The sequence below is a fragment of the Tabrizicola thermarum genome, from assembly GCF_003574395.1.
In the GTDB taxonomy this organism is placed as follows: domain Bacteria; phylum Pseudomonadota; class Alphaproteobacteria; order Rhodobacterales; family Rhodobacteraceae; genus Tabrizicola; species Tabrizicola thermarum.
Genome location: NZ_KZ984538.1, coordinates 85,555 through 98,202, shown reverse-complemented (window position 1 = coordinate 98,202; position 12,648 = coordinate 85,555). Strand labels below are relative to the sequence as shown.

15 protein-coding genes are annotated in these 12,648 nt (G+C 65.6%); 11 read left to right on the top strand and 4 right to left on the bottom strand.

Translation table 11 applies throughout. The features are described from left to right. Positions 1–94 precede the first annotated feature (94 nt). From bchZ to D5084_RS03305, 9 genes are all read left to right on the top strand, one after another. Positions 95–1,573: a chlorophyllide a reductase subunit Z gene (gene bchZ, locus D5084_RS03345; protein ID WP_128514099.1), complete on the top strand. Its 1,479-nt coding sequence runs from the start codon at positions 95–97 to the stop codon at positions 1,571–1,573. Next, entirely contained in the window at positions 1,570–1,803 is a 234-nt protein-coding gene (gene pufQ, locus D5084_RS03340) for a cytochrome PufQ (RefSeq protein ID WP_128514098.1), read from the top strand. Before bchZ ends, pufQ begins: the two co-directional genes overlap by 4 nt. A gap of 167 nt (positions 1,804–1,970) precedes the next feature. After that, positions 1,971–2,120, top strand: a complete 150-nt coding sequence (gene pufB / locus D5084_RS03335; RefSeq protein ID WP_128514097.1) for a light-harvesting antenna LH1, beta subunit — start codon at positions 1,971–1,973, stop codon at positions 2,118–2,120. A gap of 13 nt (positions 2,121–2,133) precedes the next feature. Beyond that, positions 2,134–2,313 (top strand): light-harvesting antenna LH1, alpha subunit, encoded by a 180-nt coding sequence (gene pufA, locus D5084_RS03330; RefSeq protein ID WP_128514096.1) that lies wholly within the window; start codon positions 2,134–2,136, stop codon positions 2,311–2,313. Positions 2,314–2,445: 132 nt separating this feature from the next. Next, positions 2,446–3,294, top strand: coding sequence for a photosynthetic reaction center subunit L (gene pufL / locus D5084_RS03325; protein WP_128514095.1), 849 nt, complete (start codon positions 2,446–2,448; stop codon positions 3,292–3,294). Next, complete coding sequence (pufM, locus tag D5084_RS03320) at positions 3,287–4,210, top strand: photosynthetic reaction center subunit M (RefSeq protein WP_128514094.1); 924 nt, start codon at positions 3,287–3,289, stop codon at positions 4,208–4,210. Before pufL ends, pufM begins: the two co-directional genes overlap by 8 nt. Positions 4,211–4,219: 9 nt before the next feature. After that, on the top strand, positions 4,220–4,453 hold the full coding sequence (gene pufX / locus D5084_RS03315; RefSeq protein ID WP_238382509.1) for an RC-LH1 core complex protein PufX: 234 nt from the start codon (positions 4,220–4,222) through the stop codon (positions 4,451–4,453). Positions 4,454–4,621: 168 nt separating this feature from the next. Further along, positions 4,622–6,562, top strand: coding sequence for a 1-deoxy-D-xylulose-5-phosphate synthase (dxs, locus tag D5084_RS03310; protein ID WP_238382508.1), 1,941 nt, complete (start codon positions 4,622–4,624; stop codon positions 6,560–6,562). Positions 6,563–6,677: 115 nt separating this feature from the next. After that, positions 6,678–7,286, top strand: a complete 609-nt coding sequence (locus D5084_RS03305) for a hypothetical protein (protein ID WP_128514092.1) — start codon at positions 6,678–6,680, stop codon at positions 7,284–7,286. Here D5084_RS03305 and ribD read toward each other — a convergent pair. Then, complete coding sequence (gene ribD, locus D5084_RS03300) at positions 7,238–8,332, bottom strand: bifunctional diaminohydroxyphosphoribosylaminopyrimidine deaminase/5-amino-6-(5-phosphoribosylamino)uracil reductase RibD (RefSeq protein ID WP_128514294.1); 1,095 nt, start codon at positions 8,330–8,332, stop codon at positions 7,238–7,240. The two genes, D5084_RS03305 and ribD, sit on opposite strands and share 49 nt — an antisense overlap. A gap of 14 nt (positions 8,333–8,346) precedes the next feature. Further along, positions 8,347–8,814: a transcriptional regulator NrdR gene (gene nrdR / locus D5084_RS03295; RefSeq protein WP_128514091.1), complete on the bottom strand. Its 468-nt coding sequence runs from the start codon at positions 8,812–8,814 to the stop codon at positions 8,347–8,349. Between the two features lie 207 nt (positions 8,815–9,021). Between nrdR and D5084_RS03290 the strand changes: the two genes are divergently transcribed. Together D5084_RS03290 and D5084_RS03285 are read left to right on the top strand one after the other, a co-directional pair. After that, complete coding sequence (locus D5084_RS03290) at positions 9,022–9,894, top strand: glycosyltransferase family 2 protein (protein ID WP_128514090.1); 873 nt, start codon at positions 9,022–9,024, stop codon at positions 9,892–9,894. Between the two features lie 89 nt (positions 9,895–9,983). Continuing rightward, entirely contained in the window at positions 9,984–10,229 is a 246-nt protein-coding gene (locus D5084_RS03285) for a hypothetical protein (protein ID WP_128514089.1), read from the top strand. A gap of 4 nt (positions 10,230–10,233) precedes the next feature. Here the strand turns inward: D5084_RS03285 and D5084_RS18240 are convergent, their stop codons facing one another. Further along, complete coding sequence (locus D5084_RS18240) at positions 10,234–10,383, bottom strand: hypothetical protein (RefSeq protein ID WP_155523091.1); 150 nt, start codon at positions 10,381–10,383, stop codon at positions 10,234–10,236. Positions 10,384–10,580: 197 nt separating this feature from the next. Further along, on the bottom strand, positions 10,581–12,575 hold the full coding sequence (gene rpoD, locus D5084_RS03280) for an RNA polymerase sigma factor RpoD (RefSeq protein ID WP_128514088.1): 1,995 nt from the start codon (positions 12,573–12,575) through the stop codon (positions 10,581–10,583). Positions 12,576–12,648: the final 73 nt, after the last annotated feature.

The following is a 12,648-nucleotide window of genomic DNA, read 5'->3' as shown; positions in this document are numbered from 1 at the left end:
CGCTCCGCCCTGTCCACCCGCGCCAAATTCCTTCGAAGGAATTTGCAAATCTTTTCGAAAAGATTTGCGGCTCCCGGCTGGCGGAGGTTGCGCCATGCTGATCCAGGACCATGACCGGGCGGGCGGCTACTGGGGGGCGGTCTATGCCTTCTGCGCGGTGAAGGGGCTTCAGGTCCTCATCGACGGACCCGTCGGCTGCGAGAACCTGCCGGTGACGTCCGTGCTGCACTACACCGACGCGCTGCCGCCGCATGAGTTGCCGATTGTTGTCACCGGGCTTGGTGAGGGCGAGATGACCTCGGGGACCGAAGCCTCGATGGCGCGGGCCTGGAAGACCTTGGACCCGGCGCTGCCTGCGGTCGTGGTGACGGGCTCGATTGCCGAGATGATCGGGGGCGGGGTCACGCCGCAGGGGACGAACATCCAGCGCTTCCTGCCGCGGACCATCGACGAGGATCAATGGCAATGCGCCGACCGCGCGATGACCTGGATCTTCACCGAATTCGGGATGACCAAGGGCCGGATGCCGCCCGAGACGCCGCGCGCCGAGGGGGCGAAGCCGCGCGTCAACATCCTGGGGCCGATGTACGGCACGTTCAACATGGCGTCGGACCTGGCGGAGATCCGGCGGCTGGTCGAAGGCATCGGGGCCGAGATCAACATGGTGATGCCCTTGGGCGCGCATCTGGCCGAGATGCGGAACCTGGTGAACGCCGACGTCAACGTGGTGATGTATCGCGAGTTCGGCCGGGGCCTCGCCGAGTGTCTGGGCAAGCCCTATCTGCAAGCGCCGATGGGACTGGAGTCGACGACCCTGTTCCTGCGGACCCTGGGCGAGATGCTGGGGCTGGACCCCGAGCCGTTCATCGAACGCGAGAAGCATTCGACGCTGAAGCCGCTCTGGGATCTCTGGCGGTCGGTCACGCAGGACTTCTTCGCCACGGCCAGTTTCGCCATCGTCGCGAACGAGACCTACACGCGCGGCATCCGCAAGTATCTGGAAGACGACCTCGGCCTGCCCTGCGCCTTTGCGGTCCCAAGGCTCGCGGGCAAGAAGACCAACAACGAGGGTGTCAGGGCGCTGATGAAACAGCACCGGCCGCTGATCGTGCTGGGGTCGATCAACGAGAAGATGTATCTGGCCGAGCTGAAGGGCGGGCATGGCCCCGCGCCCAGTTTCATCCCGGCCAGTTTCCCCGGCGCCGCGATCCGGCGCGCCACGGGAACGCCCTTCATGGGCTACGCGGGGGCGGTCTATCTGCTGCAAGAGGTCTGCAACGGACTGTTCGACGCGCTGTTCCACATCCTGCCCCTGGGGTCGGAGATGGACAGTGCAGCGGCGACACCCACCACGTTGCGCCGCGACATGCCCTGGGACACCGACGCGCAACTGGCGCTGGACCGCATCCTGGCCCGGCACCCGGTGCTGACCCGCATTTCCGCTGCGCGCAGCCTGCGCGATGCGGCCGAAAAGACCGCGCTCGACCAAGGGGCCGAGCGGGTCGTCCTTGAATTCGTCGAAGCCCTGGCAGGCGGAAGCCGCACCGGGTCTGAAAGGGGAGAGAAAGCATGAGCGACCAGAGCTATATCAGCCACGTTCAGCTGAAGTCGGCGCATCACAAGCGCACGCCGAAAGCCGAGTACACCACCTATTTCGTGCTGATCCTGATCTTCGCGCTGCCGGTGCAGTGCCTGGTCTGGCTGGCACAGGCCCTGCGGCACATGAGCCTTCCGGCGGAAGGTCCCCTCGCCCGCGCGCTGCGCGATGCCGAGGAGATCACGCCCTCGATCTTCCGCCCCTGAACCGGCGGAGACCCAAGACCTGACGCGGTGCGCCCGCCCGTCCGGTGAAGCCTTCGGGGAGGGCGGGGGAAACCCCGGCCTTTCCGGAACCAACGGTGCAGCACTCCGCTGCCCCGTGTACCCAGCCGCAGGGGATGCGGCGTCAGTCTGCCAATCCGGAGGATAGAATGGCTGATAAATCCGACCTGAGTTTCACAGGTCTCACCGACGAGCAGGCGCAAGAACTGCACTCCGTCTACATGAGCGGGCTTTGGCTGTTCACGGCCATCGCCGTCGTCGCTCATCTGGCCGTGTACATCTGGCGCCCGTGGTTCTGAGGAGGAACGATAAATGTCCAAGTTCTACAAAATCTGGCTCATCTTCGATCCTCGTCGCGTCTTCGTGGCACAGGGCGTGTTCCTGTTCCTCCTGGCGGCGATGATCCACCTCGTGCTCCTCAGCACCCCGGCCTACAACTGGTTCGACATCGCGGCCGCCAAGTATGGCTACGCGCCGGTCGCCAGCCAATAGGTCACGCGCCTCGTTGGGGGCGGCGCAGCCTTGTGCCCGCCGCCCCTGACAATCTGACCACAGAAACACACCCGGCCCGCCCTCCGCCCGCGCCCGACGGCGGCCATGACCGGAGCAAACGGAGAAAGAAGCATGGCACTGCTCAGCTTCGAACGAAAATACCGCGTGCCGGGGGGCACGCTGATCGGCGGCAATCTGTTCGACTTCTGGGTCGGCCCCTTCTACGTCGGATTCTTCGGGGTCCTGACCTTTTTCTTCGCGGTGCTTGGCACCTTGTTGATCCTGTACGGGGCCGTGCTGCAAGGCACCTGGAACCCCTGGCTGATCTCGATCAACCCGCCGCCGGTCGAGAACGGATTGGCCATGGCGCCCCTGCGCGAAGGGGGCCTTTGGCAGATCATCACCATCTGCGCCATCGGGGCCTTCGTGACCTGGGCGCTGCGCGAGGTCGAAATCTGCCGCAAACTGGGGATGGGCTACCATGTGCCCTTCGCCTTCGGCGTGGCGATCTTCGCCTATGTGACGCTGGAAGTGATCCGGCCGGTCCTGATGGGGTCCTGGGGCTATGCCTTCCCCTATGGCATCTGGACGCACCTCGACTGGGTGTCGAACACGGGCTACACCTACGGCAACTTCCACTACAACCCGGCGCACATGATCGCGGTGAGCTTCTTCTTCACCACCGCACTGGCGCTTGCCCTGCACGGCTCGCTGATCCTGTCGGCCGCCAACCCCGAAAAGGGCAAGGAGATGCGGACGCCGGATCACGAGGACACCTACTTCCGTGACCTCATCGGCTATTCCGTGGGCACCCTGGGCATCCACCGCCTGGGCCTTCTGCTGGCGCTGAACGCGGGCTTCTGGTCGGCGGTCTGCATCGTGATCTCGGGCACGATCTGGTTCGAACAGTGGGTGGTCTGGTGGGACTGGTGGCTGCAACTGCCCTGGTGGGCGGACATTCCGGGAGGCGTCAATGGCTGAGTATCAGAACATCTTCACCCAGGTGCAGGTGCGCGGTGCCCCCGAAATGGGGCTGACCGAAGGGGTCGAACTGTCGAACCGCACCAAGGGGGCAAGCTTCTCGTCCCTGGCCGGGTGGCTTGGCAATGCCCAGCTCGGGCCCGTCTATCTGGGCACGATGGGGGTGATCTCGCTGGTCTCGGGGCTGGCCTGGTTCTTCACCGTCGGCGCCTGGTACTGGTATCAGGCGGGCTTCAACCCGGCGGTCTTCCTGCGCGACCTTTTCTGGTTCAGCCTGGAACCCCCGGCCGAGGAATACGGCCTGGGCTTCGCGCCTCTGGCGGAAGGGGGGCTCTGGATCATCGCCAGCTTCTTCCTTTTGGTCAGCGTCCTGTCCTGGTGGGTCCGCACCTATCTGCGGGCACAGGCCCTGGGGATGGGCAAGCATGTCAGCTGGGCCTTCGCCTCTGCGATCTGGCTCTTCCTGGTCCTTGGCCTGATCCGTCCGATCCTGATGGGATCCTGGAGCCATGCCGTGCCCTACGGCATCTTCAGCCACCTCGACTGGACCAACAACTTCTCGCTGCAATACGGCAACCTGTTCTACAACCCGTTCCACGCCCTCAGCATCGCCTTCCTCTACGGGTCGGCCCTGTTGTTCGCGATGCACGGGGCGACCATCCTGGCCGTCAGCCGCTTTGGCGGCGACCGGGAGCTTGAGCAGATCGTCGATCGCGGCACCGCGTCCGAACGGGCGGCTCTCTTCTGGCGCTGGACCATGGGGTTCAACGCGACGATGGAAGGGATCCACCGCTGGGCCTGGTGGTTTGCGGTGCTGGTCACGCTGACCGGCGGCATCGGCATCCTGCTGACCGGCACGGTCGTCGACAACTGGTACGTCTGGGCACAGGAGCACGGCTACGCGCCGATGCAATAGGAGGGCATGATGCCGAACGACTATTTCGACGAAAGCAGGCAGACCAGCCTCGCCTTCTGGGGCCTCGGACAGATGCTGAAAGGGGCGGGCTATGCTGCGGCCTTCCTCATCGCGGTCGGGCTGTTCATCTGGGCTCTCTACCTGATCGGGCTGTTGTTGCCCGAGGAAAGTCGCCAGACCCCGTCGCCCTACGGGGCACTGGAGACGCCCGCCCTGGTGGCGGAAGCTCACGGCCTGGCCTGAGACCGTCCGGTCCGCTGCACGTCAGCGGGCCGGACCTGCCGATCCTGACCCTCCCACGGGTCCGGATGTCGGGACCTCCGGGCCCCGGTTCCCTTCCTGTCGGACGACAGGCACTTGTGCCGTGTGGCCAATCCCCACACGGCACCCTTTGCCCGAAAGGAGCAAACCATGACCGCGCCCGGTTCCCTTGCCTGCATGACCCCGAAACCGATGCTCGACCGAGTGGCCAGCCCCGCCGACCTGCGGGCCTTGCCGGATCGGGACCTGCCGCAACTGGCCGACGAGCTGCGCCGGGAAGTGATCGAAGTGGTCAGCCAGACCGGCGGGCATCTCGGGTCCTCGCTGGGGGTGGTCGAGCTGACCGTGGCCCTGCATGCGGTCTTCGACACGCCCCGCGACAAGCTGATCTGGGACGTGGGCCACCAGTGCTATCCGCACAAGATCCTGACCGGCCGCCGCGACCGGATGCTGACCCTGCGCCAGGCCGGGGGTCTGTCCGGCTTCACCAAGCGGTCGGAAAGCGAATACGACCCGTTCGGGGCGGCGCATAGTTCGACTTCGATCAGCGCGGCCCTTGGCTTTGCCATGGCGCGCGAGATGGGCCAGCCGGTGGGAGACACCGTGGCCGTCATCGGCGACGGGGCGATCACCGCCGGAATGGCCTATGAGGCGATGAACCATGCGGGCCACCTGGGCAAGCGGCTGTTCGTGATCCTGAACGACAACGACATGTCCATCGCGCCCCCGGTGGGCGCGATGCAGACCTATCTGAATTCGATCGCCAGCAAGGAACCCTTCGCCACCCTGAAGGCCATCGCCGAGGGGCTGGAGGATCACCTGCCCGCCCCCTTGCGCGAAGGCGCCCGGCGTGCGCGCGAGATGGTCAGCGACCGCCCCGGTGGTGTCACGCTGTTCGAGAAGCTGGGCTTTTCCTACTTCGGCCCGGTGAACGGCCATGACGTGCCGATGCTGCTGCACGCGCTGCGCTCGATGCGCGACAAGGCCGATGGCCCGGTGCTGCTGCATGTGGTCACCAGGAAGGGCCACGGCTACGGCCCGGCGGAAGGGGCGGACGACAAGTATCACGGCGTGGCGAAGTTCGACATCGCCACCGGCAAGCAGCACAAGACGCCCGCCAATGCGCCGAACTACACGGCGGTCTTCGGCCAGACCCTGACGGAAGAGGCCGCGCGCGACCCGCGCATCGTGGCGATCACGGCGGCGATGCCGGGGGGCACGGGGCTGGACGTGATGCAGAAACGCTTTCCCGCGCGGGTCTTCGATGTGGGCATCGCCGAGCAGCACGGGGTGACCTTCGCGGCGGGGCTGGCGGCGGGGGGGATGAAGCCCTTCTGCGCGATCTATTCCAGCTTCCTGCAGCGCGGCTATGACCAGATCGTCCACGACGTGGCGCTGCAGAACCTGCCCGTCCGCTTCATGATCGACCGGGCGGGCCTGGTGGGCCAGGACGGCGCGACCCATGCCGGGGCCTTCGACATCATGTTCCTGGCGAACCTGCCCAACATGACGGTGATGGCGGCGGGCGACGAGGCCGAGCTGGTCCACATGATCGCCACCGCCGCCGCGCATGACGCCGGCCCCATCGCGCTGCGCTATCCGCGCGGCGAAGGGATGGGGGTGGCCCTGCCCGACCGGGGCATACCGCTGGAGATCGGCAAGGGTCGGGTCCTGCGCGAGGGCAGCGATGTGGCGCTCTTGTCCTTCGGCGCGCATCTGTCCGAGATGCTTGCGGCAGCGTCGATCCTTGAGGCCGAGGGGGTCTCGGTCACCGTGGCCGATGCCCGCTTTGCCAAGCCGCTCGATTCGGATCTGGTGGACCGGCTGCACCGCCAGCATCGCAGTCTGGTGACGGTCGAACAGGGGTCGACCGGGGGCTTCGGGGCGCTGGTCCTGCACCATCTGGCGATGACCGGACAGCTGGATCGCGGCGGGGCAGTGCGGTGCATGACCCTGCCCGACCGCTTCATCGACCAGGCCTCGCCCGCGCAGATGTATGCCTGGGCAGGCCTTGCCGCCGAGGACATCGCGGCGATGGCGCGACGCACGTTGTCCACCGCAAGGTCCGCCGAAGTCGTCAGGTTTCGTTGACACGAGCGTGATTTGGTGCCCATAAATCGTCCGAAAGTGTAAACTTCGGACGAGATTTCGTGCTGACATGTGCTAGTCTCCTCTGGAAAGAACACCACCGACGAGGGGGACGGGTGTGAAGTTTCTCCAGGTCTACGCAGTTGTAGACACGGAATTCCGTCTGCTCTGGGTGGGCGGCGAATGGGATGAATTCGCGCTTCAGAACGCGGCGCAGCAGGCGGTTGCGAACCATGTCCTCTCGACTTCGCTGATGTCGCATATCGCCGGGGATTCGACACGCAGGCTGACGGCACGACTGATCGAGACTGTCCTGACCACAAAGCGCCCGTTGCGGATGCAGTATCGCTGCGACAGCCCCAGCATGGCCCGGTTGTTCCAGCTGACCATTCAGCCGATGAAGGACGACCGCGCGCTGATGGTGCACGACCTGAAGGACGCCTGGCATTTCTCGCCGCCGTTGAACATGTGGCACTACGATCCGGTGGCGGGCGACTGCAAATGTTCCTTCTGCGGCAGCATCCGCTTCGAGGCCGAGGGCGACTGGACCAGCTGCGACGACATCGGCGACAGGCATCCGACGCGCGTCTATTACGACGTCTGCCCGTCCTGCCAAGTTGCCGTGTCAGATGCCATCGAAAGGGTGCTGCAGGGCGATGCCTTCAGCCCGGCGCTGGATCACGACGAGATTCCCGAACCCGGTCGCGCGAAGGACCAGAGCGAATAGAGGTCGGCCCCCAGCCTCTCTGTCTCACGCAGGATGGGGCGCGGGGCATCCGCCAGGGCGGCAAGACGCAGGTCGCCCAGGGCAGGGTGGCCCTCGGCCCCGATCAGAACACCGCCGGAGAACAGCGCCAGATCGTCCACCAGACCGGCGCGGATGAGCGCGGCGGCCAGAGTGCTGCCGCCTTCGTTCAGGATCCGGGTCAGCCCCCGTCCGGCCAGGCTGCGCAGCGCGGCGGCAAGGTCGAGCCGTCCGTCCGCCTCGGGCACCGCGATCAGTTCGGCCCCGGTCTCATCCCAGGCACGCCGCGCCGGGTCCGGGGCCGAGGCGCCGTGCAGGACCCAGACCGGGTGATCCTTGGCGCTGCGGCCAAGGCGGCTGTCAGCTGCGTGGCGCAAGGCGCGGTCGACAAGGATGCGGACCGGCTGGCGCGGCGCCCCCAGATCGCGGACGGTCAGGTCGGGATCGTCCGCCAGCGCGGTTCCAGACCCGACCATGACGGCGTCATGCGCCAGCCGCAGGGCGTGAACCTTGCGCCGGGCCTCTGCGCCGGTGATCCAGCGGCTTTCGCCGGTGGCGGTGGCGATCCGACCGTCCAGCGAGGCGGCGAGTTTCACGGTCACGAAGGGCAGGCCCTGCGTCACGCGCTTGAGAAACCCCGCGTTCAGCCGAGCCGCCTGTTCGGCCAGGACGCCTTCGGACACGGCAATCCCCGCCATGCGCAGCATCGCGTGACCCTTGCCCGACACGCGCGGATCGGGATCGGTCAGGGCCGTGACCACCCGGGCCACCCGGGCGGCGATCAGCGCCTCGGCACAGGGCGGGGTGTGGCCGTGATGGGCGCAGGGCTCCAGCGTGACATAGGCGGTGGCACCTGCCGCGCGCTCCCCCGCCTGGTCCAGCGCGCGCACTTCGGCATGGGGCCGCCCGCCCGGTTGCGTCCAGCCGCGACCGACAACCACGCCGTCCCGGATCATCACGCAACCGACGGCAGGGTTGGGCCAGGTATTGCCAAGGCCCCGCGCGGCAAGGCGCAGGGCATGGGCCATGTGTCCGGTATCGGTCACTCTTCCCCGGCGGCTCCGGGCCGGAGTTCGGAGACAAAGCCGTCGAAGTCGTCCGCCGTCTGGAAGTTCTTGTAGACACTGGCGAACCGGACGTAGGCGACCGTGTCGATCCGGGCCAGGCTTTCCATCACGATCTCGCCGATCACCTTTGACGAGATGTCGGTGTCGCCCAGACTTTCCAGCCGCCGCACTATCCCCGAGATCATCTGGTCGATGCGTTCGGGGTCGATCGGGCGTTTCTGCATCGCGATGCGGATTGACCGTTCAAGTTTCGAACGGTCGAAATCCTCACGCTTTCCGCTGGATTTGATGACGACCAGGTCGCGCAACTGGACGCGTTCGTAGGTGGTGAAGCGGCCGCCGCACGCCGGACAAAAGCGGCGGCGACGGATCGAGACGTGATCCTCGGCCGGCCGTGAGTCCTTCACTTGCGTGTCGATGTTGCCGCAGAATGGGCAGCGCATCGGCCCCCTCCTTGCTGTTGTTGGACTTCCTGCCTCAAGGCCGGGTGTTTCCCCCGGTTCCTGCCACTGACTATAGGGGCGGGGCGTGGATTTCGGGAAGGCTAATAATTGCGGCCCAGAATATGGGGGGCACACTGTGGCTGACAGGACTCAGGCCCCGCTGCCCGGCGCACTTGCGGCAGCCGCACCCCCGGCGCTAGATGAGGCATGACCGTCGCCCGCATCGCCCTTTGCGCCATCGTCCGGAACGAGATCCGGTCGCTGGTGGAATGGCTGGCCCATCACAAGGCGCTGGGGTTCACGGATTTCGTGATCTACGACAATGACAGCACTGATGGCACAACCGATGTGCTGCGGGTGCTGGATGAGGCGGGCGAGCTGGTGCACCTGCCCTGGCCGCATTCGGTCGGCGCGCGGCCGCAGCGGCTGGCCTATGAACATGCGCGCAAGCATTCCGAGGCGGACTGGCTGGCGTTCTTTGACGTGGACGAGTTTCTGGTCCTGCACCGCGACGCGACCGTCGGCGCGTTCCTTGGCCGTTTTGACGACGCGGTGTCGGCCGTCGCGGTGAACTGGATCGTCTTCGGCAGTGGCGGCGAGACGGTCTATCGCGCCTGCCCGGTGATCGAACGCTTTACCGATGCCTTGCCGCCAGAGGCCAGAGAGAGCCGCACGGTCAAGGCCATCGGGCGGCGTGAGAGGTTGTCGGGGACGGGGATTCATCGCGTGGCGGTGGCCAAGGGCCGCTATGTCATGCCCTCGGGCCGGGACGCGGTTTTCGACGGGCTTACCGCCTCGATCCGGCCCGAGACAGAGGTCGCGGCGTTGCACCATTATGCGGTCAAGTCGTTGCAGGAGTTCGAGGAAAAGCGCGCACGGGGCCACGCCAATTCGCAATTCCCGGACGCCAAACGGGCCAAGCTGGATGCGCGCTTTGCGACCTTTGATGCTGGTGGGGTGCGGAACACCGTCCTTGCCGAACGGTCCGTCCCGATGCGCGCCGAAGCCGCGCGGCTGTGCGCGATCTTGCGGGCGGCAGGGCTGGACTTCCCGGTCTGGCCCTTTGTCGAGGCCGGTTAGGCAGAAAACCGGGTGGAAATCGTCATGGTCGTGTTACGATTCCATGCATGGCGCATCGACTCATCTCTCTTGGATTTGCCGCCTGCCTGATGACCGGCCCCGTCGCGGCCGAAAGCCCGATTGCCGAGGTCATCTGCATCCCGCGGGCCGAACTGGCGCAGCGCTTGCGCGGGGCGGAACTGTCGGGCCTGGGTCTGCGCGATACCGAGACCGTGCTGGAAATCTGGACCAAGGCTTCGGGCGACTGGACCCTGGTGCAAAGCTATCCGGACGGTCTGGCCTGCATCCTTGCGATGGGCGAGGCTTGGGAGGCCGTGCCGCCGCCCCCGGCCTGAGCGGTCAGTTGCAAGCCTGCCAGCGTGAGCCTTCCCGGTCGTAGCACTGGCCGATCCCGGTCTTGAGGGTCCAGACCGTATCCAGCAGCGACTGGACGCTGCCCTCGTTGCAGACCAGCGACGCCAGATCCATCTCGCCCCGCGACACCTGCACCCCGCCTTGCAACACCGGCGCGGGTTCGTCCGCTTCCGGGTCGAGCGGCTCTTCCAGCGCGGCCCAGACCCGGTAGGTCAGGCATCGTCGCCGTCCGAGATGTGATACCTCTGCGGTCGTGGTTCAAGCATCCGATGCAGTCGGCGGCGGAAGACTGTGGGAGCATCCATTGCTTTCAGCCGCTCAACGGTCTGAGATCACTGATCCAGGAACGACCGCAGCTTCCGTGACCGGCTCGGGTGCTTCAGCTTCCGCAGCGCCTTCGCCTCGATCTGCCGGATACGTTCCCGCGTCACGCTGAACTGCTGGCCCACTTCCTCAAGCGTGTGGTCGGTGTTCATCCCGATGCCGAAGCGCATCCGCAACACACGCTCTTCACGCGGCGTCAGGGACGCCAGTACGCGGGTCGTGGTTTCCTTCAGGTTCTCCTGAATCGCCGAATCCAACGGCAGGATCGCATTCTTGTCCTCGATGAAGTCGCCAAGCTGGCTGTCCTCCTCGTCGCCGATGGGGGTCTCGAGGCTGATCGGTTCCTTGGCGATCTTCATCACCTTGCGGACCTTCTCCAGCGGCATCTGGAGCTTCTCGGCCAGTTCCTCGGGCGTGGGCTCCCGGCCGATCTCGTGCAGCATCTGGCGGCCGGTGCGCACCAGCTTGTTGATCGTCTCGATCATGTGCACGGGAATGCGGATCGTCCGCGCCTGGTCGGCAATACTGCGCGTGATCGCCTGACGGATCCACCAGGTGGCATAGGTCGAGAACTTGTAGCCGCGGCGGTATTCGAACTTGTCCACCGCCTTCATCAGGCCGATGTTGCCTTCCTGAATGAGATCAAGGAATTGCAGGCCGCGGTTCGTGTATTTCTTCGCAATCGAGATCACCAGGCGCAGGTTCGCCTCGACCATTTCCTTCTTGGCCTGACGGGCCTCTTTCTCGCCCTTCTGGACCTGGTTCACGATCCGGCGGAATTCCGAGATGTCGACGCCGATATACTGGCCGACCTGCGCCATTTCGTTGCGCAACTCCTCGACCTTGTCGCGCGAGCGTTCGATCAGCGCCTGCCAGCCGCGCCCCGGTTTCTGCGCCATGCGGTCCAGCCAGGTCGGGTCAAGCTCGTAGCCCTGGTATTCCTGGATGAATTCCTGACGGTTGATCCGCGCGGCATCGGCCAGTTTCACCATGCCGGAATTGATCGACATGATGCGCTTGTTGATGCCGTAAAGCTGGTCGATCAGCGCCTCGATCCGGCTGTTGTTCAGATGCAGCTCGTTGACCAGAAGCACGATTTCCGAGCGCAGTTTCTGATAGGCGGCCTCATCGGTAGTCGAGAACCGCTGGGAGGACGAGAGCGTCGCATCCATGCGGCTCTTCTGCATGGCGGCCAGCTTGTCGTAGTCGCGCGCGATCAGGTCCAGCGTTTCCAGCACGCGCGGCTTCAGCGCGGCTTCCATCGCGGCCAGCGACATGTTCGAGGCCTCGTCATCCTCGTCCTCGTCCATCTCGCGCAGGATCGGGTTGCCGTCGGCATCCAGTTCCGGCTCGGCGCTGGAGGCGCGGCGGGGGGCGGCTTCGCCCACGCCGACCTCGTCCAGCGGCGGGCCGTCAAGTTCACCCTCTTCGCCGTCGAGACTGCGCCCGAAGGTCGCTTCCAGGTCGATGACGTCGCGCAGAAGGATCTCTTCGGACAGAAGTTCGTCGCGCCAGATGATGATGGCCTGGAAGGTCAGGGGCGACTCGCACAGGCCCGCGATCATCGTGTTGCGGCCGGCCTCGATCCGCTTGGCAATCGCGATCTCGCCCTCGCGGGAGAGGAGTTCCACGCTGCCCATCTCGCGCAGATACATCCTGACCGGGTCGTCGGTGCGGTCGAGCGTTTCGGTCGTGGTCCCGGCCACCGCGATCTCGCGGCTGGTCGAGGTCTCGACCAGTTCGCCGACCGGGACTTCGCCTTCCTCGACCTCTTCATCCTCGATGATGTTGATGCCCATTTCAGAGAGCATCGACATCACGTCCTCGATCTGCTCCGAGGACACCTGATCCGGCGGCAGGACCGTGTTCAGCTGGTCATAGGTGATGTAGCCGCGTTCCTTGGCGTCGGCGATCATCTTCTTGACCGCCGCCTGGCTCATGTCGAGCGAAACATCCGCATCGTCGGCTTCCGGCTTGGCGTCGTCGGTGTCCTTGAGGGCCATGGAGTCTCCATCAGGCGAATCGGTGCAAGACTGGTCGAATCAATAACGCGAATCAGGCCGGGGGAAAGGCCGA

Bases quoted from the DNA above. Each gene is read 5' to 3' on its own strand.
- ribD (WP_128514294.1), bottom strand. From the start codon at position 8,332: ATGGCCCATGCCCTGCGCCTTGCCGCGCGGGGCCTTGGCAATACCTGG.
- pufA (WP_128514096.1), top strand. From the start codon at position 2,134: ATGTCCAAGTTCTACAAAATCTGGCTCATCTTCGATCCTCGTCGCGTC.
- D5084_RS03290 (WP_128514090.1), top strand. From the start codon at position 9,022: ATGACCGTCGCCCGCATCGCCCTTTGCGCCATCGTCCGGAACGAGATC.
- pufL (WP_128514095.1), top strand. From the start codon at position 2,446: ATGGCACTGCTCAGCTTCGAACGAAAATACCGCGTGCCGGGGGGCACG.
- rpoD (WP_128514088.1), bottom strand. From the start codon at position 12,575: ATGGCCCTCAAGGACACCGACGACGCCAAGCCGGAAGCCGACGATGCG.
- D5084_RS03285 (WP_128514089.1), top strand. From the start codon at position 9,984: ATGACCGGCCCCGTCGCGGCCGAAAGCCCGATTGCCGAGGTCATCTGC.
- bchZ (WP_128514099.1), top strand. From the start codon at position 95: ATGCTGATCCAGGACCATGACCGGGCGGGCGGCTACTGGGGGGCGGTC.
- pufX (WP_238382509.1), top strand. From the start codon at position 4,220: ATGCCGAACGACTATTTCGACGAAAGCAGGCAGACCAGCCTCGCCTTC.
- dxs (WP_238382508.1), top strand. From the start codon at position 4,622: ATGACCGCGCCCGGTTCCCTTGCCTGCATGACCCCGAAACCGATGCTC.
- pufM (WP_128514094.1), top strand. From the start codon at position 3,287: ATGGCTGAGTATCAGAACATCTTCACCCAGGTGCAGGTGCGCGGTGCC.
- pufQ (WP_128514098.1), top strand. From the start codon at position 1,570: ATGAGCGACCAGAGCTATATCAGCCACGTTCAGCTGAAGTCGGCGCAT.
- nrdR (WP_128514091.1), bottom strand. From the start codon at position 8,814: ATGCGCTGCCCATTCTGCGGCAACATCGACACGCAAGTGAAGGACTCA.
- pufB (WP_128514097.1), top strand. From the start codon at position 1,971: ATGGCTGATAAATCCGACCTGAGTTTCACAGGTCTCACCGACGAGCAG.